This window comes from Alienimonas sp. DA493 (assembly GCF_043951915.1).
Taxonomy (GTDB): Bacteria; Planctomycetota; Planctomycetia; order Planctomycetales; family Planctomycetaceae; genus Alienimonas.
Map to the genome: position 1 here is coordinate 1 of NZ_JBINJD010000163.1, position 11,406 is coordinate 11,406.

Annotated in this window: 8 protein-coding genes and 1 pseudogene; 7 read left to right on the forward strand and 2 right to left on the reverse strand. The window is 73.2% G+C overall.

Annotation, left to right across the window (positions count from 1 at the left end; genetic code table 11):
* The 5 genes and pseudogenes from ACG2DA_RS18775 to ACG2DA_RS18795 all read left to right on the forward strand — a co-directional run.
* Positions 1-1,689 (forward strand): annotated as a pseudogene (locus ACG2DA_RS18775) (hypothetical protein); the annotation flags it as partial.
* 60 nt (positions 1,690-1,749) lie between these two features.
* Positions 1,750-2,757 (forward strand): hypothetical protein, encoded by a 1,008-nt coding sequence (locus ACG2DA_RS18780; protein ID WP_395257666.1) that lies wholly within the window; start codon positions 1,750-1,752, stop codon positions 2,755-2,757.
* Positions 2,758-2,843: 86 nt separating this feature from the next.
* Positions 2,844-3,743, forward strand: a complete 900-nt coding sequence (locus ACG2DA_RS18785) for a hypothetical protein (RefSeq protein WP_395257668.1) — start codon at positions 2,844-2,846, stop codon at positions 3,741-3,743.
* Positions 3,740-4,453 (forward strand): hypothetical protein, encoded by a 714-nt coding sequence (locus ACG2DA_RS18790; RefSeq protein ID WP_395257670.1) that lies wholly within the window; start codon positions 3,740-3,742, stop codon positions 4,451-4,453. The genes ACG2DA_RS18785 and ACG2DA_RS18790 overlap by 4 nt, the downstream gene beginning before the upstream one ends.
* Positions 4,454-4,505: 52 nt before the next feature.
* Complete coding sequence (locus tag ACG2DA_RS18795; RefSeq protein ID WP_395257672.1) at positions 4,506-5,564, forward strand: DUF3500 domain-containing protein; 1,059 nt, start codon at positions 4,506-4,508, stop codon at positions 5,562-5,564.
* A gap of 51 nt (positions 5,565-5,615) precedes the next feature.
* Here the strand turns inward: ACG2DA_RS18795 and ACG2DA_RS18800 are convergent, their stop codons facing one another.
* Together ACG2DA_RS18800 and ACG2DA_RS18805 are read right to left on the reverse strand one after the other, a co-directional pair.
* Entirely contained in the window at positions 5,616-8,003 is a 2,388-nt protein-coding gene (locus tag ACG2DA_RS18800; protein WP_395257674.1) for a hypothetical protein, read from the reverse strand.
* A 137-nt stretch (positions 8,004-8,140) separates the two neighbouring features.
* Positions 8,141-9,109, reverse strand: coding sequence for a phosphoribosylaminoimidazolesuccinocarboxamide synthase (locus ACG2DA_RS18805; RefSeq protein ID WP_395257676.1), 969 nt, complete (start codon positions 9,107-9,109; stop codon positions 8,141-8,143).
* A 168-nt stretch (positions 9,110-9,277) separates the two neighbouring features.
* Between ACG2DA_RS18805 and ACG2DA_RS18810 the strand changes: the two genes are divergently transcribed.
* Together ACG2DA_RS18810 and ACG2DA_RS18815 are read left to right on the forward strand one after the other, a co-directional pair.
* The gene (locus ACG2DA_RS18810) at positions 9,278-10,885 is read left to right on the forward strand and encodes a hypothetical protein (protein WP_395257678.1); all 1,608 of its coding nucleotides are present in this window, start codon (positions 9,278-9,280) and stop codon (positions 10,883-10,885) included.
* A gap of 102 nt (positions 10,886-10,987) precedes the next feature.
* Positions 10,988-11,406: hypothetical protein (locus tag ACG2DA_RS18815; RefSeq protein ID WP_395257680.1), on the forward strand; the 419-nt coding region annotated here is incomplete at its 3' end.

Sequence of the window (11,406 nt, forward strand, 5' to 3'; positions counted from 1 at the left end):
GGCGCCGGGACGAACGCCCCCGCCGGGGTGACGCTGGAGGGCACCGCCGACGCCGGCTCCGCCCTCGTGCCCCTGCGGTTCAGCGCCGACAACCGCACCCAGACGGTGCTCGCCATCGGCGGCACCGACGCCCTCGCCATCGTCGAGGCGGTGCTGCTCCGGCTGGACAGCGAGAACCGCAACCGGCAGCGGTTCTTCAGCGTCAAGCTGCTCAACACGCCCGCGGTCAACGTCGCCCAGTCCCTCTCCGACCTGATCGTGGGCCGGCGGACGCTGCTCACCCAGGTGCCCGGCTTCCTGGCCCAGGGCGAACTGATCGAGCGGGACACGGTGATCATCCCCGAAGTCTCCTCCAACCGCCTGCTGATCTTCGCTTCCGACCGCAGCCGCGAGGAGATCCTGCGGCTCATCCGGGAGATCGACGAGGCCCCGCCGCAGGTCGCCATCCAGGTGCTGCTGGTCGAAGTCGACCTGCAGAACACGGACGAGTTCGGCGTGGAACTGGGCTTCCAGGACAGCGTGCTGTTCGACCGCGGCGTCACCGCGGCCGAGGACCTGGTGACGATCGCCGAGACCGTCACCTCCCCCAACGGCGTGCAGACCACCACGGAGCGGATCATCTCCCAAAGCTCCACGCCCGGCTTCAACTTCAACAACACCTCCGTCCCGCTGGGGAACAACGTCTCTGCGAACCCGGCCAGCACGGGGATCCAGGGAATCAACAACTTCGGCTTCGGCCGGGCGAACGCGGAACTGGGCTTCGGCGGCTTCGTGCTGAGCGCCTCCAGCGCCAACGTCTCCGTGCTGCTGCGGGCCCTCGCCGCGAAGCGGACGGTGCACGTGCTGTCCCGCCCGCAGGTGACCGTGCTCGACCAGCAGCTGGCCCGGATTCAGGTCGGGCAGGAAGTGCCGGTGGTGAGCGGGGTGACGCAGTCGGCGATTTCGACGACGCCGATCATCGAGCGGGACCAGAGCGGCCTGATCTTGCAGGTCACGCCCCGCATCAGCCCGGACGGGACGGTGTTCATGCAGATCGGCGTGGAGCGGAGCAACTTCGACCTCGCCGGCGTGCCCATCTTCACGGACGTGGCCACCGGGGCGGTGATCACCTCCCCGATCAAGAACGTCACGATCACGGACACCTTCGCCTCCGTCCCCAACGGTCAGACGGTGGTGATCGGCGGGATCATCGTGGACAGCGAAGCCGTCGAGGAGCGGAAGGTGCCCTATGTGGGCGACATCCCGTTTCTCGGCCAACTGTTCCGCACCGATAGCACGGTCAAGACCCGCAGCGAGCTGCTGGTCTTCCTGACGCCGCGGATCATCTACACCGACGCCGACTTCGAACTGCACAAGCAGGTCGAGACGGACCGGCTCCACTTCCTGGAGCACGAGGCCGAGGCCGTGCACGGCCCGCTGTTCGGCGTGCCGCCCTCGCCGGGGCAGGACGGCTACCACCCCGGCCTGTTCGGCCCGTCGCTGGACCTGCCGCCCGGCGCCGCGTTCGAGGGCGGAGCGATCGTCCCGCCGCCCTCGGCCTGCCCGCCGGGCCTGCCGGAGCCCTCGCCGGCCGGCCCCGGGCCGGAGTTCCGGCCGGTGCCGAAGATGCCCGCCGTCCCGGACGGCCCGGTCTCCGGTCCGGCGCCGGCCCCGGCGCCGCCCGCCGGCTACGACCCGTTCACGCCCTGAGGCCCCGCCCGAACTGACGCGTCGCCCCGCCCCCGTTCGTCCCCAATCGACCGCCGCCCCGTGATTCTCCGTCACACACTGCCGCTGGCCGTCCTGCTCGGCGCCGCGTTGAGCGGCTGCGCGACGTTCACCGCCCCCGTGACGCAGGCGCTGCCGGACTGGTTGCCGGGAAAGGACGTCGTAGAGCCGGCCCGGGCCACGAAGAAGAACCCCGTCACCCAGGTGGCCGGCTTCTGGCAGCCGGCGGAGGACACCGGACCAAAGGGACGGCCGGTCCGCGGGTTCGCGGGGAAGATCCTGCTGTTCCCCGCCGCCTCCCGCGGGGACGAACCGATCGCCGCCCGCGGCTCCGTCCGCGTCAGCCTGTACGACCAGACCGGCGAGTCCGACGTGCTGATTCACCAGTACGACCTCCCGCCGGACGCCTGGGAGACGCACATGGCCCGCTCCAACCTCGGCATCGGCTACGAGGTGTTCCTGCCGTACCTCAGCCCCGACCCGCGGAAGATCCGCTGCGGCCTGCGGGTCCGGTTCATCCCGGAGTACGAAGACGGCACGACCGGCCGGCCGGTGTACTCCGCGATGGAATCCTGCTGTCTGGACGAGGCGAACTCCGTCCGCCGCACGGGCGCCCCGACGGAGATCATCGCGAACCGGCACGGCTTGCGAACAGAAACCATCCGGCCCGTGGCGGTGGTGAAGACCGTCGGTCCCGGCGCCGGCGCCTCCGGAGTCGTCCCCGCCTCCGCCGAAGCGGCGTCCGGCGGGGTGCAAACGGCGGAGGGGACCGCCGCGGCCGACGGCATGGACCCGGAGATGCGGGCCCGCTTCGACGCCGCCCTCGCCAAGGTGAAGCGCCGACAGACCCTCGAACACCGCGCTGCGGCCCCCGCGTCCGTCCCCCGGACGACGCACCGTTCAACCGCCCCGAGCACGGCCGTCCAGGGGTCTGCCCGGCCCTCGAACCCGCGACGCTTCACGCTGACGCCGGCTGACGGAGCCTCGCCCGCGAATGGTTCGGGGGCGAACCCGGAGCAACCGGCCGGGCATCCCCTGCTGGGCGACTGAATCGGCTCGCGGCGGCGCCCGTCGCCCCATCGCAGCGCCCCGTCGGATAGAATGGGAGGTCCCGTTCCCCCCGCAGGTCTCCCGCCGTGATCCGCGTCGCCGTCAGTTTGACCGCCCTCGCGCTCGTCGCCTGCCCCGCCTGGGGGCAGGTCAGCGGGGGCGGCGGGGGCGGGCGTCAGCCCGGCGGGTACGGGAACTCCGGCGGGGGCTCCGGCTTTGGCGGGGGCTCCGGGATCGGCGGCGGAGCCGGGGGGGGCGGCACGCTGTCGGGCGGCGGACAGGGCGGCGGCGGAACGGGGGGAACCGGCTCAACCGGCGGGACGAACGTCGGCGGCGGAGCCGGCCTGGGCGGGCAAACGGAGTCCTCCATCGGTTTCGGCGAGGGCCTGCAGGCGCAGACGCCCAACGTCTTTCTCGGCAGCGGAGCGGGGATGAACTCGTTCGTGGGCGGAGCCGGCGGGCAGCAGGCCCTCGGCGCCGCCGGCGCGACCGGCGGGTTCGGCGGCGGGGGCTTCGGCGGAGCGAACGCCGGTTTCGGCGGCGTCGGCGCCGGGCCGACCCGCGGCGGCGGGAGCCGCGCCGCCGGCAGCGATCCCCGCCTGAACATCGCCGTGCCCCTGCGGATCGCCGTCCCCGTCCCGGTGCGGCCGCCGGCGACGCTCAGCCAGAACCTCGCCCGGCGGGCGGCCGTGCTCTCCGCCGTCACCAGCCTCGCGGACCGGCCCGCCTTCCGGAATCTTCGCACCAGCGCGAACGCCGACGGCGTGGTCACGCTGTCCGGCAACCTGCCGGAGGCCGACCGCCGGCTCGCCGCCGCCCTCGCCCGCATCGAACCCGGCGTGACCGACGTGCGGGAGGACTTTGCCGCCGACGTGGACGCCGACGTCGAGGTCTCCCCGACGCTCGCCCCCCCGCCGCCGCCCGTCGGCGCCCCGCTGCTGAACAACGACTACGGCGTCGCCCCCCTCCGCGTGCTGAACCCGTGAGGCGGAGGTTCGCCGCGTTCCTGCTCGCGTCCGCGGCGCTCCTGCCGCTCGGCGGCTGCGAGGAACAGGGGGAGCTCGCCGCCCCGCCGCCCCCGGCCGACTGGGTTCGTCAGTTGGAGGAGGCGAGGCGCGGGGAGAGAACCGCCGTCGAACTCAGCGGCGGGGGTCTGCGGCCGGAGCATCTGGCCGCGCTGGCCGACGGCGGCGAGGGGGTGACGCGGGTCACGATCGTCGACGTGCCCGCCCGGACGGACGCCGCCGCTTGGAGCGCCGCCTGGCGGTCCGTCCTGCCGAAGCTGCCGAATCTGCGGCGGATCGCCTTCGACGGCCCGGTTGCCGCCGACGCTTTCGCCGGGTCGGACGCTCCGCCGCTAAGCCACCTCAATTTGCCCGCCGCGGCGACCGATTCCGCTGCGTGGCGGGCGCTGCTGGAGGGGCAGACGTCGCTCGAACTGCTCCGCCTGCACGCCCCGGGGGTGCGGGACGAAGACCTGGCGGCGCTTGCCGCCCTATCGAGGTTGCGGTTCCTGCACCTCATCGACGCCCCCCTGATGGACGCCGCCGTGCCGCATCTGGCGGCGGGCGAGACGCTGGAGTCCGTCTACCTCGATCGGTCGCGACTCACGGCGGACGGTTGGGAAGAACTGCACCGACTCCGGCCGGACCTGCACCTGCACGCCGACCTGACCCATCCGGTCGGGGGGCATTGATGCGTCGGGTTCGGTAGTCTGGGAGAGTATCCCCGCCCCCCGGAGCCCCCAGATGCTGACTCTTCGCCCGTTCGCCGTTCTCCTCGCCGCCGCGACGGCCGGTTTCGCCGCGTGGTCCGGCGGGGCGGGGGCTCAGGACGAACGCGTCGCGGCCCCGTCCGTCGCCGCGGAGGCCTTCCTTGAAACGCTCGGCGCCGAGGAGCTGAAGACCGCGGTCCTCCCGCCGGCGGACCCCTCGCGGCTGGACTGGCACTTCATCCCCAAGCCGACCCGTAAGGGCCTGCCGCTGAAGGAGATGAGCGACGAGCAGCGCACCGCGGCCCGCCAGTTCCTGGCCGCGTTGATCTCCGCGACCGGCTACGAGCGGGCGGAGAAGGTGATGACGCTGGAATCCGTCGTCGCCCTGCTGGAGAAGGACCCGGTGAAGCGGGACCCGCTGAAGTACTACTTCACGCTGTTCGGCCGGCCGAACGACGCCGACGAACCGTGGGCCGTCAGCGTGGAGGGGCACCACCTCTCGCTGAACTTCCTGCTGAAAGGCGACGAGGTGATCGCCTCTACGCCGCTGTTCTACGGGGCCAACCCGGCGACCGTGCCGGAGACGTTGCCCAAGGGCGCCGTGGCCGGGGTCGAGGCCGGCGACCGCATCCTCTCCGACCCCGAGGACGCCGGCTTCAAACTGCTGAACAGCCTGACTGACGCCCAGCGGAAGATCGCCCACGTCGACCCCGCCCCGCCGCGGGAAGTCCGCAGCGCCGGCGAAGGCGCCTGGACCCCGCCGCCGATGAGCGAGCAGGACGGCCTGCGGGGCGTGAAGATGACCCCGCCGCAGCGGGAGAACCTGGAGGAGATCGTCCTCTGGCACCTCGCCCCGCTGCCGGAGGCGGAGCGGGCCGAGAAGCTCGCCGCCCTGGAAGCCGCCGGCGGACTGCGGGAACTGCGATTCGCCTGGCTGGGGGCCTTGGAACCGGGCGTCGGCCACGGCTACCGCGTCCGCGGGCCGAGCCTGCTGATCGAGTTCGTGAACAGCCAGCCGGACAGCTTCGGCAACCCGGCGAACCACGCCCACGCCGTCGTCCACACGCCGGACGGCGACTTCGGCATCGAGTAGCCGGTTTCGTCGCCGTCGCGGCCAAACGCGGCCGCGGCGGCGGACGCGGCGTTACGACGTCAGCTTCGTGGTGAAAGTCATCGTGCGATCGCCGCGGTCGCGGAGGTCGTCGATCAGCGGGCCGATCTCCGGGTTGAGGAACCCGCGGTGGGCTCGGCGACCGTTCACCCGCACGTCGGCCTCCGCGCCGTAGTCGATCAGCTCCGGACTGAGCCACACCGTCACCGGCTTCGCCCCGCAGCGGACGAACACGAGATTCCCGTCGCGGGATTCGGCCTCGATGGAGACGGTGCTCACCCGCCCCGGCCCCGGGGTGCGGCCGGCGGTCAGCACCGAAGACGGCAGGCGGCCCGCCTCGACCCACCACTTGCGAGCCGCGGAGGGGCGGAGCACCTCGGCCTCGAACTCCCGCGGGAACGGCGTGCGCGTGTGCCGGGCGAACCAATCGAGCATCCGCGGGACCTCCTCCGCGTACAGCTCCCGACCGCGTCCGAAGTATTCGACGTAGGTCACGTCGTACCCCTTCTTCATCAGGTCGCGGAGGCGCTCCGCGTCGTCGCCCCGGCGAACCGGCCCGGTGGGGTCGAGCTGGCCGCCCACGACGTACAGCGGGCAGGCGGCGGCGTTCTCCTCGAGGGCGGCGCCGAACTTCTTCACCCGCCCGCCGACGACGGCGACCGCGGCGAACAGGTCCGGGCGGGCCAGCCCGACGTCGATTGCCGCGTCGGCGCCGTTCCAGTGCCCGGTGAGGTAGCAACGATCCGGGTCGAGGGCGAAGCGGCGGCGGGCGTCCTCCAGGACCGCCTCGACCGCCCGCAACTGATCGTCGCCGTAGGGGTGCCCGCCGCGGGAGCCCGGCGGACGGCCGGTGGTCGGCTCCAGATCGAGCGACAACACGACCATGCCCCGCGTCGTCGCCGGACCGGCGACGACGGCGCCGCCGGTCTCCTTGGCCCCCCAGAACGCCGCCCCGCCGCCGGAGCCGGTGGCGTAGGGGCCGAGCACCAGCAACGTCGGATAGAGCCGGTCCGGGTGGTAGCCGGGGGGCAGGACGACGGTGTAGCTCGGCGGGCCGCCGGGCAGGCCGCTGGCGCCGAAGCCGTCGTCGCAGGTCGTTTCGAACGGCCCGATCAGCCCGCCGGGATGCGGCGACGGCATGGCCGTCTCCGCCCAGGGGCGCAGTCGGGAGACGATCGATCGGACGCCCAGCACGTCGACTTCCTCCAGCGTGCCCAAGCGTTCCCGCAGCGCCTCGACCCGCAAGCCGTCCGTGGCGGCCAACGCCTCCCGCAACAGGCGGCGGGCCTCCCACAGCCCGGCGGCTCGGCCGGGGTCGGTGTCCGCCCCGCCGGGGCCGGCGGCCCAACCGGAGTAGGCCAACGCGAGTCGGTCCGCCGCCGGCAGGCCGTCGTCCGCAGCGAACTGCAGGAACGGGTCCAGCCGCTCGATCGTGTCCGGGTTGATCGACTCGGCGATTTCGGAGCGGTAGGGCTGGAACCGCTCCAGATCCTCCGGGGAAAGTTCTCCGTGCAGCATGTCGAACCGGACCCGGGCGACGGCGATGCGGCGGTCGGTCTCCTCGTACTCCGCCCGCAGATCGTCCACCCGACGGGCGACGGCGGGGGGAACCTGCTCATTGGGGAACACGGCCAGCGCCCGGCGGACGAGGTTGTGCTGGCCCGCCGCCCGACGGATTAGCAAATCGCCCAGCAGCGACGCCCCCACCGCCCCCCGCAGCCCCTCGGCGGCCTCGTCGGCGGCCCGCGAGAGTTCCGGAAAGTCCCGCCGCACGGCGTCCAGTTCCGTCGCGGCCCGGTCCAGCAACCCGGCCTCCGTATAGAACCGCACGACGGCGAGGCGGTCGTCCGGGTTCTTCACGTCGATGTCCGTGGCGATCATCGCCGCCAACCGCTCCGGCGGGACCGAGGAAACGTCCAGCCCGCTGCGCCACAGGTGCGTCGTGCTCGCCAGGTCCAGCCCTTCGGCGGAGATGCCCCGAACGAACTGCACCACATCCATGTCCCCGTTGGGCGTGGCGAGGGTGACGGTGCGTCGGCCGTGGTCGCTGAAGGGCGTGACGTTCTTCACGCCACCGATCGTCAGCAGTTCCTGCACCGGCTCCGGTTCGCTGTCGTCGAGGACGAACTCGACCCGACCGCTGCGGAGGTCTTCCGAGGGGTCCGTCTCGGCAATATTTTTGATCCCGACGAAGGTCCGCCGGGTGAGCGTGTCGATCAGCTCCAGCGGCCGATAGGCGTTCGGCATCTCCGGATCGGTCCCCGGCGGGGGGAGCATCTGGTCGTCGGTCAGACCGAGCACCGGCGAGATGCTGCCGACATGCACCGTGCCGTCCTTCATCGTTACCGACCCGGCCCGGGCGACCCCGGCGACCGCCAGCAGCGCCGCGAGTGTGACGACGGCGACGGCTCGGCGAAGCATGGCGGGCGGTTCCGACGGGGGCCGGGGAGGGCGGAGCGGACCGATAGTGTCGGCCGGCGCCGCGGGCCGGTCCATCCCCGCCCTCAGAACCCGTGCGACCCGTCGCCCGCCGCTCGGGCGTCCCGCCGGGAGGTCGTTCAGGGGGCGTCGGAACCCGTCAGCAGGCGGTGAGCGGTGCGGTACTTCTCCGCGGTGCGTTCCGCAATCTCCGGCGGCAGCGGGGGCGGGGGGCTGTTGCGGTCCCAGTCGCTCGCCAGCAGCCAGTCGCGGACGAACTGCTTGTCGAAACTGGGCTGCGGCCCGCCGGGGGCGTAGCCGTCCGCCGGCCAGTAGCGGGAGCTGTCCGGCGTGAGGGCCTCGTCGCACAGCCGCAGGACCGGCTCGCCCCGCTCGTCCGTCTTCCCGGGCAAGGCGCCGAACTCGAATTTAGTGTCCGCAAGGATCAGCCCGCATGCGGCGGCGTGCTCCGCGGCTCTCTCGTAGAGGGCGAGGGTGAGCGCCCGCAGCCGCTCCGCGGTCTCCGTGCCGACCGCCTCGGCGGCCCGTTCGATCGAGACGTTCTCGTCGTGCCCCTCCGTCGCTTTGGTCGCCGGGGTGAAGATCGGCTCCGGCAGACGCGCGGACTCCGTCAGCCCGGGCGGCAGCTCCACCCCGCAGACGGCCCCGGCGGCCTGATATTCCTTCCAGCCGCTGCCGGAGAGATAGCCGCGGGCGACGCACTCCACCGGGAACATCTCGCACCGCCGCACCACCACGGCCCGGGCGGCCAGCTCCCGGCGGTCGTCGTCCGACAGTTCGTCCAGCGGCAGGTCCGCAACCGCCTGACCGGTGCGGTGATCGGGCACGTCGAGGAAATCGAACCACCAGTTCGACAGGCTCGTCAGCACCCGGCCCTTGCCGGGGATGCCGGTCGGCAGAACGTAGTCGAAGGCGCTGAGGCGGTCGGAGGCGCTGACCAACAGGCAGCCGGCCAGCGCCGGGTCGCGGTCCGCGAGCGGGGCCAGGTCGAACACGTCCCGCACCTTGCCGCGGACGACCGGCAGCTCCGGCAATTCCGTTCGCAAGACGGCTCCGGCGGCGTCGCGGCGGAACGCCGGGCGAGACATGGGGGGAACGCTCAGACGGGCGGCGGGAAGGTCGGGTGGCGCGGACCGTAGCGGGGCGGCCGGGCGGCGGCAACGGGGCGCGACGCCCACGCCGATTGCGTCCGCCGCGGTCGTCCCGCAAACTTTCCCCCCGCGGTCGCCCGCCGGCCCGGATTTCGCCCCCCCGATTTGAACGCCCGCATGGGGCAGATGCGGTTCACCGTCGCCCCGCCCGATCGGCTCCGCACCGAGGCGGAGCTGGCCGCGGTGCACGTCGTGGGCCCGGGGGAGCGCGTGGAGCCGGCCTCCGTCACCCGCACCGGCGACCTGCTGATCGTCGACCGACCGGGCACCGGCAGCGCCCGGCTGCGATGTCCGTGGCCGGTGCCCGGCTTCGGCACGCCGGTGGTGGCGACCTGCAGTCTGTCCGAGCATACCATCGACGCCGAGCCGCACCGGCTGGTCGTCGAACTCGCCCGCGGGCTGGTCGGCGTCGCCCGGGAGCAGGTCGCCGCGGCGAAGCGGGCGAACGTCGAACTGACCGCGAAGGTGCTGGAGACGCTTGGCCGGGCTTGGGGCTCCTTCGTCCGCGGCGCCTGCGGCGTGCAGGGCGGCACCCCGGAGCAGGCCGCCGCCGCCGCGGAGAAGTCGATCGTCGCCGCCTGCTTCGTCGCGGACGCCGTCGCCGCGGCCCGGGCGGACCGCCGGCTGGCGCTGCTCAAGCGGCAGTCCTCCCACCCGCCCGCCTCGCTGGCGGTGCGGGCGGGGGCGGCCGCGGATCCAAAGGTTCGGCTGCCCGCCGCGTTGTTCGGACCGTTCCGCACCGCCGCGATCCCGGCGGGGTGGGCGTCGATCGAACCGGTCCGCGGGACGCGGGATTGGAGCGTGCTCGACGCCGCCCTCGACCGCTGCGAGGCGGTCGGCGCCGTGCCCGCCGTGGGGCCGCTGCTCGACTTCACCCCCGGCGGCCTGCCGGACTGGCTCTCCGAGTACCGCGGCTCTCCCGGCAATCTGGAGAGCCTCTGCGCCGACTTCGTCGAGACCGCCATCGCCCGCATCACCGGCCGGGTGCGAACGATCGAGGTCTGCGGAGCGGCGAATATCGGCGGGGCGCTGGGGCTCGACGAGCCGACCCGATTGGGGCTGGTCGCCCGCACGGTGCAGGTGGCCCGCGGCGTGGACGAGGAAAACCGCCTGTTCCTGCGAATCGCCCGGCCGTTCGGCGACTATCTCGCCCGCGGCGAGCACCGCCTCGCCCCGCTGCAATTCGCCGACGCCCTCTCCCGGGCCGGCGTGGGGCTGGACGGGGTGACGCTCGAACTGGCCGTGGGATTCGAGGACGTCGGCACGCCCCCGCGAACGCTCGCCGGGTACGAACGCCTGCTGGCCGGGTGGAGCAAGCTCGGCGTGCCGCTGCGGATCTCGCTGGCGGCCCCCGCCGTCCCGCCCCGGTCCGGCGTCGTGCCGGACCATTGGCGCTCCGGCGGGAGCCCGGCGAAGCAGGCGGAGTGGATCCGCCATCACCTGCCGCTGTTTTTCGCCACGGACCCGGTCGTGGAGGTCGAATGGGCCCTCGCCCGAGACTCCGCCCCGGACGAGCCGTCGGAACGCCTGAACGGCGGCGGCCTGTTGGCCGCCGACGGTTCCCAACGACCAGCGCTGAAGTTGTTCGCCGAATTCGCCCGACAGTTCGCGGTCGATCCGGACGCCGGCACCCATCTGGATATGCCGACGATGGACGATACGGAGGAGATCGACGACCCGCCCACGTGGTCCGGCGACGCCTACCTCGGCTGAGCCGCGCCGACCGCCCGCGACGACGCCCGTCGGCGGATTGGCCCGGGACCGCGGCGACCGGTCCGGGTATGCTTCCGGCCCGCATCCCCGATGGTCCCCGCGATGCTTCGCCGACGCACCTTCCCCCGCGGTTCCGCCCGCGATCCGCGCCGGTTCCTCGTTCTGCTCTCTACGCTCTGCGCCCTCTGCAGCCTGCCGCCGGCCTCCCCGGGGCAGGAATTCCAACAGGTTCAGATTGAAGAGGCCGGGCCGTCCGCCGACGGCGCCGGCGACGCGCCGGCCGTTCAGGGTTTTCGGGCGGAGACGCCGCTGTTCAACCTCGACCGGGCCTCCGCCCGGCAGGTGGAACTGGCCCGGCGGACGCTGGCCGACGGGGGGATCGCCGAGGCGATCGATCTGGCGGCGCTGGCGGCCCGGGCGGAGGACGACTCGATTCTGCCGGACGGCACGCCGGTCCGGGCCGCGGCGGCGGACGTCCTCCGCCGGGCCGCGGAAGCGGACGCCCGGCTGGTCGAACTGAA